At 61.7% G+C, this 24,013-nt stretch carries 19 protein-coding genes and 3 tRNA genes; 3 read left to right on the forward strand and 19 right to left on the reverse strand.

The annotated features are described in order from the left end of the window. The first annotated feature begins 2 nt into the window (after positions 1–2). Entirely contained in the window at positions 3–338 is a 336-nt protein-coding gene (locus HFK74_RS10860; protein ID WP_180203498.1) for a hypothetical protein, read from the forward strand. 172 nt (positions 339–510) lie between these two features. Here HFK74_RS10860 and HFK74_RS10865 read toward each other — a convergent pair. From HFK74_RS10865 to leuC, 19 genes are all read right to left on the reverse strand, one after another. Next, positions 511–587 (reverse strand) — tRNA-Asp (locus HFK74_RS10865). A gap of 94 nt (positions 588–681) precedes the next feature. Continuing rightward, positions 682–758 (reverse strand) — tRNA-Asp (locus HFK74_RS10870). 53 nt (positions 759–811) lie between these two features. Then, a tRNA-Val gene (locus tag HFK74_RS10875) sits at positions 812–887 on the reverse strand. Positions 888–1,047: 160 nt separating this feature from the next. Then, positions 1,048–1,821, reverse strand: a complete 774-nt coding sequence (locus HFK74_RS10880) for an SDR family oxidoreductase (protein WP_180203499.1) — start codon at positions 1,819–1,821, stop codon at positions 1,048–1,050. After that, complete coding sequence (locus tag HFK74_RS10885) at positions 1,818–3,029, reverse strand: O-succinylhomoserine sulfhydrylase (RefSeq protein ID WP_180203500.1); 1,212 nt, start codon at positions 3,027–3,029, stop codon at positions 1,818–1,820. Before HFK74_RS10885 ends, HFK74_RS10880 begins: the two co-directional genes overlap by 4 nt. A 73-nt stretch (positions 3,030–3,102) precedes the next feature. After that, complete coding sequence (gene purF, locus HFK74_RS10890; RefSeq protein ID WP_008056375.1) at positions 3,103–4,608, reverse strand: amidophosphoribosyltransferase; 1,506 nt, start codon at positions 4,606–4,608, stop codon at positions 3,103–3,105. 41 nt (positions 4,609–4,649) lie between these two features. Beyond that, positions 4,650–5,210, reverse strand: a complete 561-nt coding sequence (locus tag HFK74_RS10895) for a CvpA family protein (protein ID WP_008056374.1) — start codon at positions 5,208–5,210, stop codon at positions 4,650–4,652. Positions 5,211–5,308: 98 nt separating this feature from the next. Further along, the gene (locus HFK74_RS10900; protein ID WP_180203501.1) at positions 5,309–5,977 is read right to left on the reverse strand and encodes an SPOR domain-containing protein; all 669 of its coding nucleotides are present in this window, start codon (positions 5,975–5,977) and stop codon (positions 5,309–5,311) included. Next, positions 5,961–7,268 carry a bifunctional tetrahydrofolate synthase/dihydrofolate synthase gene (gene folC / locus HFK74_RS10905; RefSeq protein ID WP_180203502.1) on the reverse strand — a complete coding sequence of 436 codons (1,308 nt, stop codon included), beginning with the start codon at positions 7,266–7,268 and terminating at the stop codon, positions 5,961–5,963. The genes HFK74_RS10900 and folC overlap by 17 nt, the downstream gene beginning before the upstream one ends. Then, a complete protein-coding gene (gene accD / locus HFK74_RS10910) occupies positions 7,265–8,185 on the reverse strand; it encodes an acetyl-CoA carboxylase, carboxyltransferase subunit beta (protein ID WP_180203503.1) in 921 nt (306 codons plus the stop codon). Before accD ends, folC begins: the two co-directional genes overlap by 4 nt. Before the next feature lie 188 nt (positions 8,186–8,373). Further along, complete coding sequence (locus HFK74_RS10915; protein WP_180203504.1) at positions 8,374–9,012, reverse strand: phosphoribosylanthranilate isomerase; 639 nt, start codon at positions 9,010–9,012, stop codon at positions 8,374–8,376. A 63-nt stretch (positions 9,013–9,075) separates the two neighbouring features. Continuing rightward, positions 9,076–9,900, reverse strand: a complete 825-nt coding sequence (gene truA, locus HFK74_RS10920; protein WP_033039317.1) for a tRNA pseudouridine(38-40) synthase TruA — start codon at positions 9,898–9,900, stop codon at positions 9,076–9,078. Between the two features lie 300 nt (positions 9,901–10,200). Beyond that, entirely contained in the window at positions 10,201–12,900 is a 2,700-nt protein-coding gene (locus HFK74_RS10925) for a FimV family protein (protein ID WP_180203505.1), read from the reverse strand. Positions 12,901–13,077: 177 nt separating this feature from the next. Next, entirely contained in the window at positions 13,078–14,088 is a 1,011-nt protein-coding gene (locus HFK74_RS10930; protein WP_180203506.1) for an aspartate-semialdehyde dehydrogenase, read from the reverse strand. 250 nt (positions 14,089–14,338) lie between these two features. Beyond that, entirely contained in the window at positions 14,339–15,451 is a 1,113-nt protein-coding gene (asd, locus tag HFK74_RS10935; protein WP_008056364.1) for an aspartate-semialdehyde dehydrogenase, read from the reverse strand. 68 nt (positions 15,452–15,519) lie between these two features. Continuing rightward, a complete protein-coding gene (leuB, locus tag HFK74_RS10940) occupies positions 15,520–16,602 on the reverse strand; it encodes a 3-isopropylmalate dehydrogenase (protein WP_180203507.1) in 1,083 nt (360 codons plus the stop codon). Positions 16,603–16,663: 61 nt separating this feature from the next. Beyond that, positions 16,664–17,431 carry a class I SAM-dependent methyltransferase gene (locus HFK74_RS10945; protein WP_180203508.1) on the reverse strand — a complete coding sequence of 256 codons (768 nt, stop codon included), beginning with the start codon at positions 17,429–17,431 and terminating at the stop codon, positions 16,664–16,666. Positions 17,432–17,548: 117 nt separating this feature from the next. Further along, positions 17,549–18,193, reverse strand: coding sequence for a 3-isopropylmalate dehydratase small subunit (gene leuD, locus HFK74_RS10950; protein ID WP_008056361.1), 645 nt, complete (start codon positions 18,191–18,193; stop codon positions 17,549–17,551). A gap of 11 nt (positions 18,194–18,204) precedes the next feature. Then, on the reverse strand, positions 18,205–19,623 hold the full coding sequence (gene leuC, locus HFK74_RS10955; protein WP_180203509.1) for a 3-isopropylmalate dehydratase large subunit: 1,419 nt from the start codon (positions 19,621–19,623) through the stop codon (positions 18,205–18,207). 148 nt (positions 19,624–19,771) lie between these two features. Here leuC and HFK74_RS10960 point away from each other — a divergent pair, with 148 nt between their 5' ends. Next, the gene (locus HFK74_RS10960) at positions 19,772–20,662 is read left to right on the forward strand and encodes a LysR family transcriptional regulator (RefSeq protein ID WP_180203510.1); all 891 of its coding nucleotides are present in this window, start codon (positions 19,772–19,774) and stop codon (positions 20,660–20,662) included. Positions 20,663–20,727: 65 nt separating this feature from the next. Then, positions 20,728–24,006, forward strand: coding sequence for an EAL domain-containing protein (locus HFK74_RS10965; protein ID WP_180203511.1), 3,279 nt, complete (start codon positions 20,728–20,730; stop codon positions 24,004–24,006). Positions 24,007–24,013 lie beyond the last annotated feature (7 nt).

The following is a 24,013-nucleotide window of genomic DNA, read 5'->3' on the forward strand; positions in this document are numbered from 1 at the left end:
CTATGGGCGGTCATGGAGGCCGCCCTTCTGGTTATGTTCTGGAAATCTCGAGTCGCGCAGAAGCCCCTTTTGACGATGCAAGGGGCTGTGATGACAATTCAAAGCTGACCGATAGGTTAACTTTAAAGGTTTCTGCGCTCGCGGAAAACAAAAAACTGACCAAGAAATCAAAAAACCGCGACTTTTGGACGCAGCAGACTGGTGGAGAGGATGGTGAGGACGGGTTGTTGAGCAGGCCCGTACGCATACAGTTCATCTGCAAGGCTGAGTTTGCGGTGTGGCTGATGCCGCCATCGCGAGCAGGCTCGCTCCCACAGGGGATTTGTGCTGTTCATTGAAACTATGTAACAACGCAAAACCAATTCGACGGGGGGCGTTAGAGAGGAGAAAAAGACAAATTCCAGAAACAAAAAACCCCGGTCTTTCGACCAGGGTCTTTGCTATCGACTCGAAGTAAACCAGTGGCTTTCTTCGTAGCTCCAAGGCGTTCAGTGGGCCTCGAAGCAGATATGGCGCAGCGGACGGGACTCGAACCCGCGACCCCCGGCGTGACAGGCCGGTATTCTAACCGACTGAACTACCGCTGCGTATCGCTGTGGACTTGCGTCCATTTAACTTGTTTGATTGAAAAGCTTCGGTGCTCTTCAATCGCGAACCAGATCGTAATCTGCTTCGTAAATATGGCGCAGCGGACGGGACTCGAACCCGCGACCCCCGGCGTGACAGGCCGGTATTCTAACCGACTGAACTACCGCTGCGCGTCGGTGGAGGCATTTCAGCCTACCTCTTGCTTTCGCAAGTTTCTCGGAAGTGGTGGGTGATGACGGGATCGAACCGCCGACATTCTGCTTGTAAGGCAGACGCTCTCCCAGCTGAGCTAATCACCCGTTTGCATCTCCGAGGCCGCGAAATTTACGCAGGTAGCGAACCTAAGTCAATAGCAGGATTGAAGTTTTTCTGAAAAAGACAAAATTCTTTCAACCGGCACAGCATCGACAACAGTCAGACCGCTTTCGCGAGCAAGCTCGCTCCTACAGTAAACTTGCATTACTCACTGTAAATCATCTTCTTGGTCATACCGCCATCGACCACGAACTCCTGCCCCGTGACAAACCCGGCGTTCTTCGACAGCAGCCACGCCACCATCGCCGCCACGTCCTCGACCGTCCCTACCCTGCCCGCCGGATGCTGGGCATGGTCGGCATCGGTGAGCGGCTCGGCACGACGCACGGAAGGGTCCCGCGCATCGATCCAGCCGGGGCTGACCGCATTGACCCGAATCTCCGGGCCAAGGCTGATAGCCAGTGCGTGAGTCAAGGCCAGCAGACCACCCTTGCTCGCGGCATAGGCCTCGGTGTCGGGTTCCGACTGCCCGGCGCGGGTCGAGGCCAGGTTGACGATCGCCCCGCTATGGGCCCGCAGGTAGGGCGCGCAGTGCTTGGCCAACAGCATCGGCCCACTGAGGTTCACCGCCAGCACCCGGTTCCAGTAAGCCAGGTCGAGGCTTTCCAGGGTGATGTTGTGCGGATCGGCAACCGCCGCATTGCACACCAGCGCATCCAGGCGCCCGAACTGCCCCAGCACCTCGGCAACACCCAGCGCCACCTGCCCTTCGTTCGAAACGTCCATGGCGATGAACCAGGCATTGTCGCCAAGCGCCTTCGCCACTTTCGAACCACGCGTCCGGTCCAGGTCCGTCAGCACTACCTGCCAGCCTTCGCTGATCAACCAGGCCGCAATACCCAGGCCAATGCCCCGCGCCGCACCGGTCACCAGTGCAACGCGGCCATTGGAGCCCGGTGGCGTGGACAACTCGATCACAGGGCAGCCAACCCGCGCGCCAGGTCGGCTTGCAGGTCTGCCACGTCTTCCAGGCCGACCGCAATGCGGATCAGGCTGTCACGAATGCCCGCGGCCTCACGCTCTTGCGGCGCCAGGCGGCCGTGGGAGGTGGTGCTCGGGTGGGTAATGGTGGTCTTGCTGTCGCCCAGGTTGGCCGTGATCGAAATCAGGCGGGTCGCATCGATAAAGCGCCAGGCGCCCGCTTTGCCACCCTTGACCTCGAAACTCACCACCGCACCGAAGCCCTTCTGCTGACGCAGGGCCAGCTCGTGCTGCGGATGGCTCTTGAGACCGGCGTAATGGACTTTCTCGATGCCGTCCTGCTGTTCCAGCCACTCGGCCAACTGCTGGGCGTTGGCGCAATGGGCCTTCATCCGCAGGTTGAGGGTTTCCAGGCCCTTGAGGAAGATCCAGGCGTTGAACGGGCTCAAGGTCGGCCCGGCGGTGCGCAGGAAGCCGACCACTTCTTTCATCTGCTCGCTGCGCCCGGCCACGACACCACCCATGCAACGGCCCTGGCCATCGATGAACTTGGTTGCCGAGTGCACGACGATGTCCGCGCCCAGTTTCAGCGGTTGTTGCAGCGCCGGAGTGCAGAAGCAGTTGTCGACTACCAGCATCGCGCCCTTGGCATGAGCGATTTTCGCCAGTTCGGTGATGTCCACCAGTTCAGCGAGTGGGTTGGACGGCGATTCGACGAACAGCAATTTGGTGTTGGCCTTGATCGCCGCATCCCAGCCGGACAGGTCCGCCAGGGGCACGTAGTCGACTTCGACGCCGAAACGCTTGAAGTACTTCTCGAACAGACTGATGGTCGAGCCGAATACGCTACGCGACACCAGCACGTGATCGCCGGCACTGCACAGGCTCATGACCACTGCCATGATCGCGGCCATGCCGGTGGCGGTGGCCACGGCTTGCTCGGCGCTTTCCAAAGCGGCAATGCGCTCCTCGAAGGCGCGAACGGTGGGGTTGGTGTAGCGCGAGTAGACGTTACCCGGCACTTCCCCGGCAAAACGCGCGGCCGCGTCGGCGGCGGTGCGGAATACGTAGCTGGAAGTGAAGAACATCGGATCACCGTGTTCGCCTTCCGGCGTACGGTGCTGACCGGCACGTACGGCCAGGGTATCGAACGCTACGCCTTCGAGGTCGCTGTCCAACCGACCGGCATCCCAATCCTGACTCATGCTGTCACTCCTTTCCCTAATCTCGAAAATTAAAAGCCAGATACAAAACCGGCCCCTCAGGGCCGGTAGTTACTCAGTTGTTGTACAGATCGATGATCGCGCTGACTGCCTGGGTCTTGACCTTGGAGGCATCGTTACGCGCCTGCTCGATCTTGTTCAGGTAAGCCTCGTCGACGTCGCCGGTGACGTACTGGCCGTCGAACACCGCGCAATCGAACTTGTCGATCTTGATCTTGCCGCCACCGACCGCTTCGATCAAGTCAGGCAGGTCCTGATAGATCAGCCAGTCGGCACCGATCAGGTCCGCAACGTCCTGGGTCGAACGGTTGTGGGCGATCAGCTCGTGGGCGCTCGGCATGTCGATGCCATAGACGTTCGGGAAACGCACGGCCGGGGCAGCGGAACAGAAGTAAACGTTCTTGGCGCCCGCCTCGCGTGCCATCTGGATGATCTGCTTGCAGGTGGTGCCGCGCACGATGGAGTCGTCCACCAGCATCACGTTCTTGCCGCGGAATTCCAGCTCGATGGCGTTGAGCTTCTGGCGTACGGATTTTTTCCGTGCGGCCTGGCCCGGCATGATGAAGGTCCGGCCGATGTAGCGGTTCTTAACGAAACCTTCGCGGAACTTCACGCCCAGGTGGTTCGCCAGCTCCAGGGCCGCGGTGCGGCTGGTGTCCGGGATCGGGATAACCACGTCGATGTCGTGATCCGGACGCTCGCGCAGGATCTTCTCGGCCAGCTTCTCGCCCATGCGCAGGCGGGCTTTATACACCGACACGCCGTCGATGATCGAGTCCGGACGCGCCAGGTAGACGTGTTCGAAGATGCACGGGGTCAGGGACGGATTGGTCGCGCACTGACGGGTGTGCAGCTTGCCGTCTTCGGTGATGTAGACCGCTTCGCCCGGTGCCAGATCGCGAATCAGGGTGAAACCGAGCACGTCCAGGGACACGCTTTCGGAGGCGATCATGTACTCGACGCCTTCGTCGGTGTGACGCTGGCCGAACACGATCGGACGGATGCCGTGCGGGTCGCGGAAACCGACGATGCCGTAGCCGGTGATCATCGCTACGACCGCGTAGCCACCGACGCAACGGTTGTGCACGTCGGTGACGGCAGCGAATACGTCTTCTTCGGTCGGCTGCAGCTTGCCGCGCTGGGCCAGCTCGTGTGCGAACACGTTGAGCAGTACTTCCGAATCGGAGCTGGTGTTGACGTGGCGCAGGTCAGATTCGTAAATCTCCTTGGCCAGTTGTTCAACGTTGGTCAGGTTACCGTTGTGCGCCAGGGTGATGCCGTAAGGCGAGTTGACGTAAAACGGTTGAGCTTCGGCCGAGGTCGAGCTGCCCGCGGTCGGGTAGCGCACATGGCCAATGCCCATGTGGCCGACCAGGCGCTGCATGTGACGCTGCTGGAACACGTCACGCACCAGGCCGTTGTCCTTGCGCAGGAATAACCGGCCATCATGGCTGGTCACGATACCGGCAGCGTCCTGGCCGCGGTGCTGGAGGACGGTTAGCGCGTCATACAGCGCCTGATTGACGTTCGACTTACCGACGATACCGACGATGCCACACATGCGACGCAACCCCTACTTAATGGATCTGAACTGAACAACACTCACTGAGGCGTTTTGGCCATCGGCAAGAGCTGCTCCTTGAACGGAATATCAGCGGGTACGCTGATACCGCTGGCAAGCCACTGACTGCTCCACCCGAGAATCAGGTTTTTGGACCAGTCGGCGACCAATAAAAATTTTGGCACGAGTTGGGACTCTTTCCACCACCCGTCCTGTTGTACCGGCCCCAGGCTCAATAGCCCGACCGCCACGACCACCAGCAACACGCCACGCGCTGCGCCGAAAGCCATGCCGAGGAATCGATCGGTCCCGGACAACCCGGTGACGCGAACCAACTCGCTGATAAGATAATTGATCATTGCGCCCACGATCAGTGTGGCGACGAACATGATGGCGCAGCCCGTGATCACACGAGCCGATGGGGTCTGGATGTATCCGGCGAGGTACTCGGACAATGAGCCACCGAACATCCAGGCAACAGCTCCTGCGATGATCCAGGTCACCAGCGACAATGCTTCTTTAACGAAGCCGCGGCTCAAACTGATCAAAGCGGAGATGGCGACGATTGCAACGATCGCCCAGTCAACCCAGGTAAATGGCACAGTGCAGCCTACAGACGGATAAGGCGGCGCATTTTAGCAGAGCCCATGCTTATCGGTAAGCTGCGATTGTCAGTGCATTTCAAATCGTGGCGATAGTTTTAGCCACGCTCTGGCTGAAAGCGCACGACAAACCCCTTGAGGTTCTGTTGGCGGTTCAACAGGTCACGCAGGCGATCGGCTTCTGCACGCTCGATGAGCGGCCCGACAAACACGCGATTCTTGCCATCGGCCGTACGGATGTAGGCATTGTATCCCTGGCTGCGCAGGGTTTTTTGCAGCTTTTCCGCGCTTTCGCGATTGGCCAGGCTGGCCAGTTGCACCGACCAACTGACCGACAGGCCATTGGCGTCGACACGGCTTTGGCTGGTATCGGGCTTGCCCGATGCGGCGGTGATCGGTTGCGACGGCGGCGTGGCGGGCTTGGCCGCCAGCGCCGGGACAGGGGCTGGCGCAGGAGGCGGCGTGACCGGCTTGGCGGCGGGCGCCGATGCTGCAGGCGCAACCGGTGCAACCGGCGCTTCCTGCTGGGCGATTTCTTCGTCGCTCGGCACAGGCTCCTGTGGCAGGGCTTGCGGCTCAGGCACCACCACCGGCTCCACCTGCACTTGCGGCATCGCCGGTGCTTGCGGTGCAGCCGGGGCCTGGACCGTCACCTGACGCTGCTCATCCTGGCGGGAGAACAGCATCGGCAGGAAAATCACGGCCAGCGCCACCAGGACCAGGGCACCAACCATGCGCTGCTTGTAAGCCTTATCCAGCAATGCCATTTGCCGCCTCCTCCGTGGAGCGCCGGGCCAGCCACTCAAGGGCCTCGGCAACACAATAGAATGATCCGAACAGCAGAATCTCGTCGTCGCTCGTCGCCTGCGCACACTGCCCTTCCAGGGCGGCGGCCACGCTGTCGTAGGACGTCACCGACGCACCGCGCTTATCCAGCGCCTCGCGCAAGTCGGCCACCGGTCGCGCCCGGGGTGAATCCAGCGGCGCGACAGCCCAGTGCTCGACACTAGCACTCAATTCGCCGATGACACCATCCAGATCCTTGTCTGCCAGCAATCCGAATACCGCCAGACGCCTGCCGACCGGTGGACGACTGGCCAGGCGACGGGCCAGATACTCGGCGGCGTGGGGGTTGTGCCCCACATCCAGCAACAGATTAAGGCGTTTACCCTGCCAGTCGACCTGCCGGCGATCGAGTCGACCGACGATCCGCGTCGCTTGCAGCGCCTGGACAATCTGCGCGCGCTCCCAAGGCAAACCGAGCAACAGGTAGGCCTGTAGCGCCAGGGCGGCGTTTTCCATCGGCAGGTCGAGCAACGGCAGATCGTGCAATTCGACCACTTGCCCCTTGGCATCGACTCCGCGCCATTGCCAATGCTGATCGGTCACACCCAGGTCGAAATCGCGTCCACGCAGGAAAAACGGGCAATTGAGCTCGCGCGCCTTGTCCAGCAGGGGCTGTGGGGGATTCAGGTCGCCGCAGAGCGCAGGCGCGCCCTGGCGGAAGATGCCGGCCTTCTCGAAGGCCACGGACTCGCGGGTATCACCCAGGTAATCCGCATGATCCACGCCAATGCTGGTAACCAGCGCCATGTCGGCGTCCACCACGTTGACTGTGTCCAGGCGTCCGCCCAGCCCCACTTCCAGGACCACGGCGTCGAGTCCTGACTGTTGAAACAGCCAGAACGCCGCCAGGGTGCCCATCTCGAAATAGGTCAGGGAAGTGTCGCCGCGACCGGCTTCGACCGCAGCGAAAGCCTGGCAAAGCTCGGCGTCAGTGGCTTCGACGCCATTGACCTGCACCCGCTCGTTGTAACGCAGCAGGTGCGGAGAACTGTAGACACCGACGCGCAGGCCCTGTGCTCGCAGCAATGAAGCCACGAATGCACAGGTAGAGCCTTTGCCATTGGTGCCGGTGACCGTGATCACCCGAGGCGCCGGCTTGCCCAGTCCCATGCGGGACGCTACCTGCTGCGAGCGCTCAAGGCCCATGTCGATGGCCGAAGGGTGCAACTGCTCAAGGTAGGCGAGCCACTCGCCAAGGGTGCGTTGGGTCATATGTTTGCAGGCACCGGTGGAACCACGACTGGCTCGATTGGCGCAGCGACGAATTTCGGCGTCGGCAGGCCCATCATTTGCGCCAGCAGGTTACCCAGGCGTGGGCGCAGTTCCTGACGGTGAATGATCATGTCGATCGCGCCGTGTTCCAGCAGGAACTCGCTGCGCTGGAAGCCTTCAGGCAGTTTTTCACGAACGGTTTGTTCGATTACGCGTGGACCAGCAAAGCCGATCAGGGCCTTGGGCTCGCCGACGATCACGTCGCCCAGCATCGCCAGGCTGGCGGAAACACCACCGTAGACCGGGTCGGTCAGCACGGAAATGAACGGAATGCCTTCCTCACGCAGACGCGCCAGCACCGCGGAGGTCTTGGCCATTTGCATCAACGAGATCAGGGCTTCCTGCATCCGCGCGCCACCGGAGGCGGAGAAGCAGATCATCGGGCAGCGTTTTTCCAGCGCGTAGTTGGCGGCGCGCACGAAGCGCTCACCGACGATGGCGCCCATCGAACCACCCATGAAGGAGAATTCGAACGCCGAAACCACCACAGGCATGCCCAGCAGGGTACCGCTCATCGAGATCAGCGCGTCTTTTTCGCCGGTCTGCTTCTGCGCGGCGGTCAGGCGATCCTTGTACTTCTTGCCGTCGCGGAATTTCAGGCGGTCAACCGGCTCCAGGTCAGCACCCAGTTCGGTACGACCTTCGGTATCGAGGAAAATGTCGATACGCGCGCGTGCGCCGATACGCATGTGGTGATTGCACTTGGGGCAAACGTCCAGGGTCTTTTCCAGCTCCGGACGATACAGCACAGCCTCGCAAGACGGGCATTTGTGCCAAAGACCTTCAGGCACCGAGCTCTTCTTGACCTCGGAACGCATGATCGAAGGGATCAGTTTGTCTACTAACCAGTTGCTCATGCTTTCTTTCTCCAGTACCGGCGGCCCGAACGCTCTGGTTCGCAGCCCCGCGTATGCCCTTGAGCTAAATTCATGTGTGCGGCGATGTTCAATGGGGGCCGGGTCAGTGCAGAGACCAGCGTACGCCCCATCAATCCTCAGCCGTTTTGTACAGTGCAGTGGACGGCGGCAGTCTGCCAGCCGTCACATCAACGTGGGAGCTCCTGTGAGCTTCTGCGTACCGCGTCGATGAACGCCTGAATCTTTGCGTGATCCTTGATGCCCTTGCTCGCCTCTACCCCGCCGCTGACATCCACGGCATAAGGTCGAACCCGCGCCACCGCCTCGGCGACGTTTTCCGGGGTCAGGCCGCCCGCCAGGATAATCGGCTTGCTCAGGCCTTGCGGTATCAATGACCAGTCGAACGCCTGGCCGGTTCCACCGGGAACGCCTTCGACATAGGCATCGAGCAAAATACCACTGGCCCTCGGATAAGCGTCGCAGGCCGCCGCGATATCATCCCCCGCCTTGACCCGCAGGGCCTTGATGTACGGACGATTCCAGCCCTCGCAGTCCTCTGCCGTTTCATCGCCATGGAACTGCAGCAGGTCAAGCGGCACGGCGTCGAGAATTTCCCCCAGCTCGCAGCGGCTGGCGTTGACGAACAAGCCCACGGTGGTGACGAACGGCGGCAACGCCTTGATGATTGCGCGCGCCTGCTGGAACGTCACGCCCCGCGGGCTCTTGGCGTAGAACACAAAGCCGATGGCATCGGCCCCGGCCTCGACCGCCGCCAACGCATCTTCCATGCGGGTAATTCCGCAAATCTTGCTGCGAACGGCTGGCATGTCGAGAAATCCTCACGGTAAATCCGGGAAAGTCCCGGATGGTAACAAAAGCGTTCGAAGGCGTCAGCCGTCAAGTTCGCTGAAACCGGTAAGGAAATGTGGGCCGATGTAACGCTCGGGCAACTGGAACTCGTCGCGGTACTCGACCTGCACCAGATACAGGCCGAACGGATGCGCCGTCACCCCGCCGGAACGGCGAATTCGGCTCTCCAGCACTTCCTTCATCCACTCCACCGGGCGCTCGCCGGCACCGATGGTCATCAGCACGCCGGCAATGTTGCGCACCATGTGGTGCAGGAAGGCGCTGGCGCGGATATCCAGCACGATCATCTTGCCGTGACGCGTGACGCGCAGGTGATGCAGCTCCTTGATCGGCGACTTGGCCTGGCACTGGCCGGCACGGAAAGCGCTGAAATCGTGGGTGCCCACCAGGTACCGGGCCGCCTCGGCCATGCGCTCGACGTCCAGCGGACGGTGGTTCCAGGTGATTTCTTCGTTCAGGTGCGCCGGACGGATCTGGTCGTTGTAGATCACGTAGCGATAGCGCCGGGCAATAGCCTTGAACCGGGCATGAAAATGCGCCGGCATGACCTTGGCCCAACTAACGCTGACATCGTGCGGCAAATTGATATTGGCACCCATGACCCAGGCCTTCATCGAACGCTCGACTTGCGTGTCGAAGTGCACCACCTGGCCACACGCGTGCACGCCGGCATCGGTACGCCCGGCGCACAGCAGCGAAACGGGAGAGTCGGCGACCTTGGACAAGGCGTTTTCGAGGGTTTCCTGCACCGTGAGCACGCCAGAGGCCTGGCGCTGCCAGCCACGGTAACGCGAGCCCTTGTATTCAACGCCCAACGCGATCCGGAAAAAGCCGTCGGCCGCCATTTCGGCGGCCGGGTTATCTATGTTTGCCAAGGAGTGACAGCCTGCTGATGTACGCAAAGGGGGGCATTATAAGGCTGTCGAGCAGGGACGCCAGTACAACAGAGGGCCCTGTGGTGAATGGGATGCCGCTATCGCGAGCAGGCTCGCTCCTACAGTGGACCGCGTTTCTTCAGGCAAAACGCCTTCCCCTGTAGGAGCGAGCCTGCTCGCGAAAGCGGCCCCACAGCCACCATCACATCACCCGCAAACAAAAACGGCAGCCTCAATGGGCTGCCGCTTTGTCTACAACCGGTCAGTCACTCAAGCCAGGCGCGCGAGCATTTCCTTGGCTTCGCTCTTCTGGCCGTCGCTGCCTTCGGTCACCACTTCATTGAGGATGTCGCGGGCACCATCGTTGTCGCCCATGTCGATGTAGGCTTGGGCCAGATCGAGCTTGGTAGCGACTTCGTCGGTACCGGCCAGGAAATCGAATTCCGGCTCGTCATCCACGGTTGCCAAGGCGTCATCGATCGTGAAGCTTGGCTCGCTGATGCTTTGGGACAGGCTTTCCAGTTCGGCGCTGACGTCATCCAGCTCTGTGGTAAACGCCTGCGCAGGCGCCGCAACGTCCATTTCATCGGCCAGGGACAAATCGAAATCGGCCGGCAGGTCCAGTTCGTCCAGGGTCACTTGTGGCAGCTCCGGCGCTGGCGCGGCCGGCAGGTCCTTGACGTCTTCGTCCAGGCTCAGCAGGAAATCGTCCTCGGCCAGGATCGCAGGCGTTGGCTCGCCACCGAGGTCCATGTCCAGGTCGAACTCCGACAGGTCATCGAGGTTTTCCTGGGTTTCAGTCTGTTGCTGCAGGACCGACTCAAAACTCAGGTCATCGTCCAGCGGGAAATCTTCCAGATCGGCCAGGGTTGTTTCAGGCTCCGGCTCCGAAGCGGGTGCCGGCTCGGGCTCCGGCGCTGGCGCAACCGTTACCGGCGTGACGTTTTCCAGGTCATCCAGGCTCAGGTCGAACGCGCTGTCAAAATCGTCAGCGACCGCAGCCGGCGCTTGCGGCTCGTCGAGCAACAGGTCCTTGACGTACTGCGCGTCCAGCTCGGCAGCGGCGGCCGCAGCGGCTATACCGCCCGCAGCGACCAGCGCCATGGCGGGGAAACGGCTCTTGAGCTTTTCGACCTGGGCATAGTTGTCGCCATTGGCTACCAACTGGCGCTCCTGGACCACGAACGAGTCGCGATCGCCCTGCAAACCGTAGACTTCCATCAGCTTGAGACGCAAATCGCTGCGTTGCGGCTCTTGCTTGACGCCCGCCTCCATCAGCGTGACCGCCTGATTCAGGCGACCACCGTCGATGTGTAACTGCGCGCGGTCCAGCACATCGTCGGAATGCTCGCCGGCGGGCGACACCAGCGGCGCGGCAATTGGCGGCGTGACCACGACCGGGGCAATCACCGGGGCGGGTGCTGGAGCTGGGGCTGGAGTCGGTTCTGGAGCTGGTGCAGTGGCCAGTTTCGGGCTCGGCGGCTCAACCTCTTCCAGGTCGTCGAAGATGCCTTTAGACAGGTCAAGCTCGGAGGAAAATTCCTGCTCTTCGGCCAGGGCGCGAGCCATGCGCAGATGTTTCTCGGCTTCCTGCTGGGCTTTGCGGCGACGGGCCAGCAACAGCAGCAACAGCAGCACCACCACCGCCCCGCCGCCCGCCAGGCCCAGCAGCCACGGATTGGTCAGCAATTCATTGAATTTCTGCTCGTCCGAGACTGCAGGCGTCGGTTCGATCGGCGTTTCTGCCGGGGCCGCAGCAGGACTCGCTTCAGGCGCCGCTTCAGCCGGGGCAGGCGCCGCTGCTTCGGCGGTGGCTGGCACCGGCGCTTCGGCAGGCGTTGCCGCAGGATCGGCGGGCAGCTCAGCCGGGATCGCCGCAGCGGTCGCCGTTGCCGCCGGCGCTCCCGCCGCACCTTCGGCCTGCAATTTGGCCAGCTGGTTGTTCTTCAGCTCAATAAGGCGTTGCAGCTTGTCCATCTGACTTTGCAGATCGGTCATGCGGCTTTTCAGTTCAGCGCTGTCACGGCGCTTGGTATCCAGGCTTTCCTGGGTTACCGCCAACTGGTTGTTCAAGGCCTTGGCATCGCCTGCGGTGCCCTTGCCCCTGGCCTTGCCAGATTCGGCGGAAACCAGGCTCAGCTTGTCCTGGCCAGCTTGCGTGGAAACGGCTTCACCGCGACCGCGATTGGTCGCATCGAGCTGTTGCTGGCCTGCACCCGGCTTGGCGACATAACGCCGCCCCTGACGCCAGGCGGTGTTTTGCGCAGCCACTTCGGCGATGGCCTTCGATTGCGGCAAGCTCGTGCTTTGGGCCTGATCCGGCAGACGCAACACCTGACCGGTTTTGAGCCGGTTGATATTGCCATCGATGAAGGCATCCGGGTTCAGCGCCTGGATGGCCAGCATGGTTTGTTGAATCGAACCGCCATTACGCGCCTTCGCGGCGATTTCCCACAGGGTATCGCGCCGCGTGGTGGTGTATTCGGACGGCTGGGTCGCACCGGTGACGGGCGTGGTACCGGTTTGAACAGGTGCAGCTTGCGCAGCCGCTTCGGCGGTCTGCGGCGAGAATTTGGACGGATCGAGCAGCACGCTGTAATCGCGCAGCAGACGACCGTTGGGCCACATTACCTGAACCAGGAATTTCACCATCGGTTCGGTCAGGGGCTTGCTGGAGGTCACGCGCAGGATGCTTTTACCGCTGGCATTGAGCAGCGGGGTAAAGGTCAGGTCGTTGAGAAACGCCTGGCGGTCGACACCGGCCTTGGCGAAATCTTCAGGAGAAGCCAGGCTCGGCACCACTTCGGCAGCAGTGAGTTCCTTGACGTCGAGCAACTCGATTTCCGCCACCAGCGGCTGGTTCAGCGTCGATTTCAGGGTCAGTTCCCCGAGCCCGAGGGCATGCGCCATACCGGAGGACAGCGCCGAGGCGGCCGCTATTGCTAACACCAGTTTGCGAACTTGAACCATAGCTTATCCTTAGTTTTCACATTCCTCGGCCAGCGAGGCAGATAGCCGCTGCCGTAAGGCATTGCGCGCGGGCGAAGGTCGCCGCGCGCGATCGTTTCATGCATGCCCTGCAAAGTCCTTCAGGGCGGCTCGCCTTCGACATTACGGCCAAGCATGACGCTCGTTTGGAAGTATCTTTTACAGCAGGTCTTTTATCAACAATTCGGCCACCTGCACAGCATTGAGCGCCGCGCCTTTGCGTACGTTATCTGACGTCAGCCACACATTAAGTTCCGACGGTTCGTCGATCCCCAGGCGCACCCGACCAACGTAGACCACATCCTGCCCTACCGCATCGCCGACCGCTGTCGGGTAATCGCCAGCTTCCACCAGCTCGATGCCGGGCGCGTCCTCGAGCGCAGCGTTGACCTTTGCCAGGTCGATGTCGCTCGCGCACTGCAGGGTCACGCTATAGCTATCGCCAAAAAACACCGGGGCTTGAATGCAAGTGACGGAAATCTTCAATGCAGGCAACGCCATGACTTGACGCAGTTCGCGCACCAGGCGCTTTTCCAGCAGGGTATGGCCCTGCTCATCCGGCTTGCCGACCTGAGCCAGCAGGTTGAAGGCCATCTGCCGGTCAAAGAAAGTCGGCTCCAGTGGGCGCACATTCAGCAGTTCGGCGGTTTGCCGGGCCAGCTCGGTCACGGCTTCGCGGCCCTGTGCAGACACCGCCAGGCTGGCGGTCAGGTTGATGCGTTGCAGATCAATCAGCCCCAGCAGGGGCGCGAGCAGCACCGCCAGGGTGGTGGCCGCCGGGCTCGGGCTGCTGACCTGGAATGGCTTCTTCAGGCCGGCCAGCAACTGCGCGTTCGCTTCCGGGACCACCTGTGGCGCCTGGTCGGCCGGCAAGGCGCCGGACAGGTCGATGATCGAGCAACCGGCCGCCGTGGCGCGTGCAGCGAAACTCAACGTCGCTGCCGGGCCCGCGGCGAAGAACACCAGCTGGACCTTGCTGAAATCGAACTCATCGGCTTCGCGCACCCGCACGTTCTTGCCGCGGTACGGCACCGAACTGCCAGCGGATTCACTGCTGGCCAGCAGGTGCAGGCTGCCGATCGGAAAATCACGCTCTTCGAGGATCTGCACCAGCGTTTCGCCGACAGTACCGGTGGCGCCGATCACGGCAATATCAATGGTCTGGCTCATGGTTTTACCTCTGGCGAAACGGGGGGAGCGGCACTTTACCGGGTGGGGGGCATGCAGGCAATTCGCGCCTACCCTGGATCGTTCCCATGCTCTGCGTGGGAATGCCGCCAGGGACGCTCCGCGTTCCGCTTCTGAATGTGACGCAGAGCGTCACGGGATGCATTCCCACGCAGAGCGTGGGAACGATCGGTGGGGGAATAAAAAACCCGCGCCTCTCGCAAGGCGCGGGTTTTTTCACAGCTTCAGTCGATCAACGCTCGAGCAGGATCCGCAGCATGCGACGCAGCGGCTCGGCCGCGCCCCACAGCAGTTGGTCGCCGACGGTGAACGCGCCGACGAACTGCGAGCCCATGTTCAGCTTGCGCAGACGGCCAACCGGGATGTTCAGGGTGCCGGTGACCTTGGTCGGGCTCAGCTCCTGCATGCTGATGTCACGGTTGTTCGGCACCAGTTTGACCCAAGGGTTGTGCTGGCTGATCAACCCTTCGATATCGGCGATCGGCACGTCCTTGTTCAGCTTGATGGTCAGCGCCTGGCTGTGGCAGCGCATGGCGCCGATGCGCACGCAGATGCCATCCACCGGGATCGGGCTCTTGAAGCGACCGAGGATCTTGTTGGTTTCGGCCTGGGCCTTCCACTCTTCACGGCTTTGACCGTTCGGCAGTTCCTTGTCGATCCACGGGATCAGGCTGCCGGCCAGCGGTACGCCGAAGTTTTCGGTCGGGTACGCGTCGCTGCGCATGGCTTCGGCCACACGACGGTCGATGTCGAGGATCGCGCTGGCCGGGTCGGCCAGTTGATCGGCAACAGCGCCGTGGGTTACGCCCATCTGCTTGATCAGCTCACGCATGTGCTGCGCGCCGCCACCCGATGCCGCCTGATAGGTCATGGCGCTCATCCACTCCACCAGACCGGCTTCGAACAGGCCGCCCAGGCCCATCAGCATCAGGCTGACGGTGCAGTTGCCGCCGATGTAGTTCTTGGTACCGGCATCCAGTTGCTGGTCGATGACCTTGCGGTTGACCGGGTCCAGCACGATGACCGCGTCATCCTGCATGCGCAGGCTGGAAGCGGCGTCGATCCAGTAACCCTGCCAGCCGGCTTCGCGCAGTTTCGGGAAGACTTCGCTGGTGTAGTCGCCACCCTGGCAGGTCAGGATCACGTCGAGGGTCTTCAGCTCTTCAATGCTGTAAGCGTCCTTGAGCGGAGCAATGTCCTTGCCCACGGACGGGCCTTGGCCACCGACATTGGAAGTGGTGAAAAACACCGGCTCGATAAGATCGAAATCCTGCTCTTCCAGCATCCGCTGCATGAGCACGGAACCGACCATACCGCGCCAACCGATCAGACCTACACGTTTCATCGCAACTACACCTTCTTGAAAAGTGGGCCGCTGCCTTTGGGGGTAAAAGTGGCAGCGGGCCCGAGAGATTACAGATTCCGCAGCGCGGCGACTACTGCGTCGCCCATTTCCTGCGTACCGACTTTAGTGCAACCGTTCGACCAGATGTCACCGGTGCGCAAGCCCTGGTCCAACACCAGGCTAACGGCTTTTTCGATGGCATCGGCAGCGGCCTGCTGGTTGAAGCTGTAACGCAGCATCATCGAGACCGACAAAATGGTCGCCAACGGGTTGGCAATGCCTTTGCCTGCGATGTCCGGTGCCGAACCGTGGCACGGCTCGTACATGCCTTTGTTGTTGGTGTCCAGGGACGCCGACGGCAGCATGCCGATGGAACCGGTAAGCATCGACGCCTGGTCGGACAGGATATCGCCGAACATGTTGTCGGTGACGATCACGTCGAACTGCTTCGGTGCCCGCACCAGTTGCATGGCGGCGTTGTCGACGTACATGTGGCTCAGTTCGACCTGTGGGTAATCCTTGGCCACTTCCTCGACGATTTCACGCCACAGCTGGCTGGAGGCCAGTACGTTGGCCTTGTCCACCGAGCACAGCTTCTTGCCGCGAACCATGGCCATGTCGAAACCGACACGGGCGATGCGGCGGATTTCGCTTTCGCTGTACGGCAGGGTGTCGTAGGACTGACGCTCGCCGTTTTCCAGGGTACGGGTGCCGCGTGGCGCGCCGAAGTAGATACCGCCGGTCAGCTCGCGGACGATCAGGATGTCCAGGCCGGCAACGATTTCCGGCTTCAGGCTGGAGGCCTCGGCCAGTTGCGGGTACAGGATCGCCGGACGCAGGTTGCCGAACAGGCCCAGTTGCGCACGGATTCTCAGCAGGCCGCGCTCAGGACGAATGTCACGCTCGATGGTGTCCCATTTCGGGCCGCCCACAGCGCCCAACAGCACGGCATCGGCAGCGCGGGCACGTTCCAGGGTTTCATCGGCCAAAGGTACGCCGTGCTTGTCGATGGCCGCGCCACCGATCACATCGTGGCTCAGCTCGAAGCCCAGAGCGAACTTGTCACTGGCCAACTCCAGCACCTTGACCGCTTCGGCCATGATTTCCGGGCCAATACCGTCACCTGGGAGAATCAGAATCTGCTTGCTCATGCGTTCCTCATGTCATCAGTCGGTGCGCCTGGGGCGCTCCCGGAAAAAGTCTGTTAGTCGCTTATCTTTCAGCCATCAGTACCAGCACATCGGTACTGAACGAACCATCGGCCTCAATCTCGAAATATTCGCGCACTTCGTTGCCCATCGATTGCTGCAACTCGCGGATCGCCGCGCGCATCACCTGTGGCGTGCGCATGCGCTCGACCCAGGAGTTGTATTCCAGGCGCAGCCGCTGGCGGCTCGTGCTGCGGGTATGCAGCCCTGCCTCACTGACCTGGCGCAACCACTCACCGGCGCTATAGTCGCGCACATGGCTGGTGTCGCGCAGCACTTCGACGCTCTGCAGGTAAGTGTCGAACAACGGGCTGCCCGGTGACAACACGTCGATGAATACCGCCACGCCACCCGGTTTCAGCACCCGACGCACTTCCCGCAGGGCCAGGCCGAGATCGCTCCAGTGGTGCGCCGAATAGCGGCTGAAGACGAAGTCGAACTCGCCGTCGGCGAACGGCAGGCGCTCGGCGGCGCCGTTGACCGTGGAAATATTGCCCAGGCCCCGATCAACGGCTGCGGCGGCGACCACGTCGAGCATCTGCTGCGACAGGTCGTAGGCCACCACTTCCTTGACCAGCGAAGCCACCTGAAAACTCACGTGACCGGCACCGCAACCCAGGTCCAGCACACGGGCATCGCCCTGCCCCGCCAGTTCGGCCTGCAGCAGCGCGAATTCGGTGCCTTGAGCGTGTACGGCGCTGCTCAGGTAGGCCGCGGCCTGTTCACCGAATTGCTTCTGGACTACCTGGCTGTGCTGGGCGGTGCTGGTCATGGGGGACTTCCTTTTGGGGTTAGGGCCTCTTCGCTGGCAAGCCAGCTCCTACAGGTATTGCGCTGCCCTTGTAGGAGCTGGCTTGCCAGCGAAGGCGTCATCAGGCCTTAAGAAAAATCACGCGTCGCGAAACAACCAAGGCTGACTAGCCCGGTGCTTGGCCTCGAATGCTGCAATCGCATCACCGTCCTGCAACGTCAGGCCGATATCGTCCAGACCATTGAGCAGGCAGTGCTTGCGGAACGCATCGATCTCGAAGCTCAAGACCTTGCCGTCCGGACGGGTCACGGTCTGGGCCTGCAGATCGATCTGCAACTGGTAGCCCGGATTGGCCTCGACCTGCTGGAACAGCTCGTCGACTTCAGCGTCGCTCAGGATGATCGGCAGCAAGCCGTTCTTGAAGCTGTTGTTGAAGAAGATGTCGGCATAGCTCGGCGCGATGATGCTGCGGAAACCGTACTCTTCCAGGGCCCATGGCGCGTGCTCACGGCTGGAGCCGCAACCGAAGTTCTCCCGGGCCAGCAACACGCTGGCGCCTTGGTAACGCTCGGCGTTGAGCACGAAGTCCTTGTTCAATGGGCGCTTGGAGTTGTCCTGATACGGCTGACCCACGTCCAGGTAACGCCATTCGTCGAACAGGTTCGGGCCGAAACCGGTGCGCTTGATCGACTTCAAGAATTGTTTCGGGATGATCTGGTCGGTGTCGACGTTGGCACGATCCAGAGGCGCGACAAGTCCAGTGTGCTGGGTGAAAGCTTTCATGCTGCGCTCCTTTAGATCAATTCACGGACGTCGACGAAACGACCGTTCACAGCGGCGGCGGCGGCCATGGCCGGGCTGACCAGGTGGGTACGACCACCGGCACCCTGGCGGCCTTCGAAGTTGCGGTTCGAGGTGGAAGCGCAATGCTCGCCCGACTCCAAACGGTCCGGGTTCATCGCCAGGCACATCGAGCAACCCGGCTCGCGCCATTCGAAACCGGCTTCGAGGAAAATCTTGTCCAGGCCTTCCGATTCAGCCTGGGCCTTCACCAGGCCCGAACCCGGTACCACGATGGCCTGCTTGATGGTCGAGGCCACTTTGCGGCCCTTGGCGATCACTGCTGCTGCGCGCAGGTCTTCGATCCGCGAGTTGGTGCAGGAGCCAATGAACACACGGTCCAGCTGAATGTCGGTGATCGCCTGATTGGCGGTCAAACCCATGTATTTCAAGGCACGCTCGATGGAACCGCGCTTGACCAGGTCCATTTCCTTCGCAGGATCCGGCACGTTCTGATCCACAGCCAATACCATCTCGGGCGAAGTGCCCCAGCTGACTTGCGGCTTGATCTGGGTCGCGTCGAGCTCAACGATGGTGTCGAACTTCGCATCGGCGTCGGACACCAGGTCTTTCCAGGCTTCGACGGCCAAATCCCATTCCGCGCCTTTCGGGGCGAAGGGACGGCCCTTCACGTAAGCCACGGTTTTTTCATCCGCTGCTACCAGGCCAACACGGGCACCGGCCTCGATGGCCATGTTGCAGATGGTCATGCGGCCTTCGACGGACAGGTCGCGAATCGCGCTGCCGGCGAATTCGATGGCGTGGCCGTTACCACCGGCGGTACCGATCTTGCCGATCACGGCGAGAACGATGTCCTTGGCGGTCACGCCGAACGGCAATTGGCCTTCGACGCGTACCAGCATGTTCTTCATTTTCTTGGCGACCAGGCACTGGGTGGCGAGCACGTGCTCGACCTCGGAAGTGCCGATACCGTGAGCCAGGGCACCGAACGCGCCGTGGGTCGAGGTATGGGAGTCGCCGCAGACCACGGTCATGCCCGGCAAGGTTGCACCCTGCTCCGGGCCGATGACGTGGACGATGCCTTGGCGGACGTCATTCATCTTGAATTCGACGATGCCGTATTCGTCGCAGTTATCGTCGAGGGTCTGGACCTGCAAACGCGAGACCTGGTCGGCAATGGCTGCGATGCCGCCCTTGCGCTCAGGGGTGGTCGGTACGTTGTGGTCCGGGGTCGCGATGTTGGCATCGATACGCCATGGCTTGCGCCCGGCCAGACGCAGGCCTTCAAAGGCTTGCGGCGAGGTCACTTCGTGGATGATGTGACGATCGATGTAGATCAGCGCCGAGCCATCGTCGCGCTGTTTGACCAAATGCGAATCCCAGAGCTTGTCGTAGAGCGTTTTGCCGGCCATCAGACGGTTTCCTCATCAGCTTGTTTCTATGCCCTGGGTCTTGAGTGATTCAATAACCCTTTGGCTTGTGAGGCTGATCCTATGGGGTTACATTAAATAACTCAAATTCATATTTTTTATGCTTTGGATAACCATCTGGAATACTGATATGGACCTGGCCAACCTCAATGCCTTTATCGCCATCGCCGAGACCGGAAGCTTTTCCGGCGCGGGCGAACGCTTGCACCTGACGCAGCCAGCGATCAGCAAGCGCATCGCCGGGCTGGAGCAGCAACTGAAGGTGCGGCTGTTCGATCGGCTGGGCCGCGAAGTCGGCCTGACCGAGGCTGGCCGTGCCCTGCTGCCCCGGGCCTACCAGATTCTGAATGTCCTCGATGATACGCGTCGCGCCCTGACTAACCTCACCGGGGAGGTGACCGGCCGTCTGACCCTGGCCACCAGTCACCACATCGGCCTGCACCGTTTGCCGCCTTTATTAAGGGAGTTCACCCGCCGCTACCCCGAGGTGGCGCTGGACATCCAGTTTCTCGATTCGGAAGTGGCCTACGAAGAAATCCTCCATGGCCGGGCCGAACTGGCGGTCATCACCCTGGCGCCGGAACCCCACGCCCTGGTCAAGGCCACGCCGGTGTGGGACGACCCGCTGGACTTCGTGGTGGCCCCGGAGCATTCGTTGCTCAACAACGGCAAGGTCAGCCTCGCGGACATCGCCCGGCACCCGGCGGTGTTCCCCGGCGGCAACACCTTTACCCACCACATTGTCCAGCGCCTGTTCGAGGCCCAGGGCCTGACGCCGAACATCGCCATGAGCACCAATTACCTGGAAACCATCAAGATGATGGTGTCGATCGGCCTGGCCTGGAGCGTCTTGCCACGCACCATGCTTGATGAGCAGGTTGCGCGAATACCTTTACCGGGCATACAACTGACTCGCCAGCTAGGCTATATCCTGCACACAGAAAGGACGCTATCGAATGCAGCCCGGGCTTTCATGGCCTTGCTGGATGCCCAGATCGATCTGCCAGGGACTCAAGGCTGACTTGTGCTACTCCTATAGAGCCCGAATTTCTGTACCCGATACCCAATTCAGCTCAAGGCTTGCCAATGCCGAAATCTGTTGACCGTGTTCCGCCCATGCCGCGCATCCAGGCGCTTGACCCGAAAAGCTCCGAACAAAGCTGGGAAAGTGCCTCGCAATTGCTGGCCGCGCTTAACGGCGCGCGCCTGGGCGCGTGGTATTGGGATATAGAACGTGGGCAGATCAGCTGGTCCCGGGGCACGCAGGCGCTGTTTGGCTTCGATCCCCGGCAACCATTGCCGGCCGATCTGGAATACCTCGACTTGTTACCTGTCGAAGATCGGGCAAAGACCCTTCGCGCCTTCCATGCCGTGATCGCTGGCGCGCCGCTGGAGCAAGCGATGCACCATCGCGTTCGCTGGCCCGACGGCAGCCTGCATTGGCTGGAGATCAGCGGCAGCCTGCTGCCAGACAAGCACGGCCGTCCACGCATGATTGGCGTGATCCGCGAAATCACCCACCAACGCCTGCGCGAACAGGCGTTGAGCAGTTCGGAGAAACGCTTCGCAACGCTGTTCCACCTGTGCCCGAACATGGTCCTGCTGACGCGCCAGGATGACGGCCTGATCACCGAAGCCAACCAGTATTTCGAAAGCCTGTTCGGCTGGCCGGTGCAGGACGCAATCGGCCGCACCACGCTGGAACTGGGCCTCTGGGTACACCCCGAGCAACGCGCGCAACTGGTCAAGGCCACCAAGGCCAAGGGCGAACTGACCAGCATGGAGGTGCAGTTTCGCGCCAGCAACGGGCAGATCCACGATGGCATCCTCAGTGCACAAAAGGTCGAACTCGAAGGCCAGCCCTACCTGCTGAGCACCTTCCTCGACACCACCGAACGCAAAGCCGCCGAACACGCCCTCAAGGACAGCCAGGAGCGCCTCGACCTGGCCCTGGACTCGGCGCAACTGGGCACCTGGGACTGGCACATTCCCAGCGGCATGCTGTATGGCTCGGCCCGCGCCGCCCAGTTGCACGGCATGGATCCCATCCCTTTCCATGAATCCTTCGACGATTTTTTCGAAGGCGTGCCCGGCGAAGAACGCGACACCATGCGCGATGCCTACCGCAGCCTGCGCGAAGGCCCGGCCGGCAACTATCAGTTGACCTATCGGGTGCAAATGCCGGACGGCAGCTCACGCTACCTGGAAAGCCGCGCCCGCCTCTACCGCGATGAAAACGGCGTGCCCCTGCGCATGGCCGGCACCCTGCTCGACATCACCGACCAGGTTGAGCGCGAACAACGCCTTGTGGCCTCCGAAGAGAAATTCGCCACCCTGTTCCAAGTCAGCCCGGACCCGATCTGCGTGACGCGCCAGGACACCGGGCAGTTCATCGAGATCAACTCCAGCTTCACCCAGACCTTTGGCTGGAGCGCCGCCGATGTGATCGGGCGCAGCGCCGACGAAATCGGCCTGTGGGACGCATCGGCAAAAAGCCTGCAGCGGATCGAACAGGTGATCCGCGAACAAGGCCTGAACAATGTGGCGATCCTCGTCCAGCACAAGGACGGGCAGTCGCTGACCTGCGTGATTTCAAGTCGCCAGATCAGCGTCAGCGAACAGCCGTGCATCGTCACCACCTTGCGCGACATTACCCAACAGCAACGCTCGGAAGCGGCGCTCAAGGCCAGCGAAGAGAAGTTCGCCAAGGCCTTCCACTCAAGCCCCGACGCCATCACCATCACTGAACGCGATACCGGACGCTACCTGGAGGTCAACGACGGTTTCTGCCGCCTGACGGGTTATCGCGCCGACGAAGTTATCGGCCGTACCGTGTACCAGGTGGGGATCTGGGCCGAAGAGAAGCAACGCTCGGCGTTGCTGGCCGAACTGCAGATCAAGGGCCGCGTACATCACCAGGAAATGCTCGGGCGCAACAAGCGCGGCGAGTTGCTGACGGTGGAGGTGTCGGTGGAACCGATCACCCTCAACGAAACCGCGTGCCTGCTCTTGACCGCCCGGGACGTCAGCCTGCTGAAAAACGCCGAGGCGCAGATCCGCCACCTGGCCTACCACGACCCGTTGACCAACCTGCCCAACCGCGCGCTGCTGATGGATCGCCTGAGCCAGCAGATCGCCCTGCTCAAGCGCCATAACCTGCGCGGCGCGTTGATGTTCCTCGACCTCGACCACTTCAAGCACATCAACGACTCCCTCGGCCATCCGGTGGGCGATACGGTGCTGAAAATCATCACCGCGCGCCTGGAAGCCAGCGTGCGCATGGAAGACACCGTCGCGCGCTTGGGCGGGGATGAGTTCGTGGTGCTGCTCAGCGGTCTCGAAGGCTCGCGCAACGAGGTCAGCGACCAGGTCTGCGAGCTGGCCGATACCATTCGTGAGCTGCTGTCGGAACCGATGTTCCTCGACGGTCAGCGCCTGCAGGTGACGCCGAGTATCGGCATTGCCTTGATTCCCGACCACGGCGCCACGCCGACCGACCTGCTCAAGCGTGCCGATATCGCCCTTTATCGCGCCAAGGATTCAGGGCGCAATACCGCACAGATGTACCACAACACCATGCAGAAGGCCGCGAGCGAACGCCTGCGCATGGAAACCGACCTGCGCCTGGCGCTTTCGCGCGGTGAGTTTCGCGTGCATTACCAACCCCAGGTGGACGCCCGGGATAACCGCATTGTCGGCGCCGAAGCGCTGGTGCGCTGGAACCACCCGGAACTCGGCGCGCAGTCGCCCACCGAGTTCATCAAGGTGCTGGAAGACAGCGGGTTGATCCTGGAGGTCGGCACCTGGATCGTCGACGAAGCCTGCCAGGCCTTCAGGCAACTGATCGCCGATGGCCGGGTGGACCCGCTGCAATTCAGCCTGTGCGTCAACATCAGCCCGCGTCAGTTCCGCCAGAACGACTTCGTCGAGCGCATCGAAAACAGCCTCGCCACCTACGGCCTGCCCAGCTCGCTGCTGAAACTGGAAATCACCGAAGGCATCGTCATCCAGAACCTGGAAGACACCATCAACAAGATGCTGCGCCTGAAAAAACTCGGCGTGAGCTTTGCAATGGACGATTTCGGCACCGGTTACTCCTCGCTGACCTACCTCAAGCGCCTGCCGGTCGACACCCTGAAAATCGACCAGTCCTTCATTCGCGACGCCACCACCGACCCCAACGATGCCGAGATCATCCGCGCCATCGTCGCCATGGCCCGCAGCCTGGGGCTGGAGATCATTGCCGAAGGGGTGGAGAACTCGGAACAGCTTGAGTTTTTGCAGGGCCTGGGTTGCCATCTCTATCAGGGGTACCTGCATAGCCGGCCGCTGCCGGTGGAGGAGCTGCAAAAGCTCCTTCTGTAGGAGCGAG

The organism is Pseudomonas sp. SbOxS1 (assembly GCF_013416725.1).
Classification (GTDB): domain Bacteria; phylum Pseudomonadota; class Gammaproteobacteria; order Pseudomonadales; family Pseudomonadaceae; genus Aquipseudomonas.

Coding starts and splice junctions, on each gene's coding strand:
- truA (WP_033039317.1), bottom strand. CDS start 9,900: ATGGCGGCCGACGGCTTTTTCCGGATCGCGTTGGGCGTTGAATACAAG.
- accD (WP_180203503.1), bottom strand. CDS start 8,185: ATGAGCAACTGGTTAGTAGACAAACTGATCCCTTCGATCATGCGTTCC.
- HFK74_RS10900 (WP_180203501.1), bottom strand. CDS start 5,977: ATGGCATTGCTGGATAAGGCTTACAAGCAGCGCATGGTTGGTGCCCTG.
- HFK74_RS10960 (WP_180203510.1), top strand. CDS start 19,772: ATGGACCTGGCCAACCTCAATGCCTTTATCGCCATCGCCGAGACCGGA.
- folC (WP_180203502.1), bottom strand. CDS start 7,268: ATGACCCAACGCACCCTTGGCGAGTGGCTCGCCTACCTTGAGCAGTTG.
- HFK74_RS10965 (WP_180203511.1), top strand. CDS start 20,728: ATGCCGAAATCTGTTGACCGTGTTCCGCCCATGCCGCGCATCCAGGCG.
- HFK74_RS10945 (WP_180203508.1), bottom strand. CDS start 17,431: ATGACCAGCACCGCCCAGCACAGCCAGGTAGTCCAGAAGCAATTCGGT.
- HFK74_RS10925 (WP_180203505.1), bottom strand. CDS start 12,900: ATGGTTCAAGTTCGCAAACTGGTGTTAGCAATAGCGGCCGCCTCGGCG.
- leuD (WP_008056361.1), bottom strand. CDS start 18,193: ATGAAAGCTTTCACCCAGCACACTGGACTTGTCGCGCCTCTGGATCGT.
- HFK74_RS10915 (WP_180203504.1), bottom strand. CDS start 9,012: ATGCCAGCCGTTCGCAGCAAGATTTGCGGAATTACCCGCATGGAAGAT.
- asd (WP_008056364.1), bottom strand. CDS start 15,451: ATGAAACGTGTAGGTCTGATCGGTTGGCGCGGTATGGTCGGTTCCGTG.
- leuB (WP_180203507.1), bottom strand. CDS start 16,602: ATGAGCAAGCAGATTCTGATTCTCCCAGGTGACGGTATTGGCCCGGAA.
- purF (WP_008056375.1), bottom strand. CDS start 4,608: ATGTGTGGCATCGTCGGTATCGTCGGTAAGTCGAACGTCAATCAGGCG.
- HFK74_RS10930 (WP_180203506.1), bottom strand. CDS start 14,088: ATGAGCCAGACCATTGATATTGCCGTGATCGGCGCCACCGGTACTGTC.
- leuC (WP_180203509.1), bottom strand. CDS start 19,623: ATGGCCGGCAAAACGCTCTACGACAAGCTCTGGGATTCGCATTTGGTC.
- HFK74_RS10885 (WP_180203500.1), bottom strand. CDS start 3,029: ATGAGTCAGGATTGGGATGCCGGTCGGTTGGACAGCGACCTCGAAGGC.
- HFK74_RS10860 (WP_180203498.1), top strand. CDS start 3: ATGGGCGGTCATGGAGGCCGCCCTTCTGGTTATGTTCTGGAAATCTCG.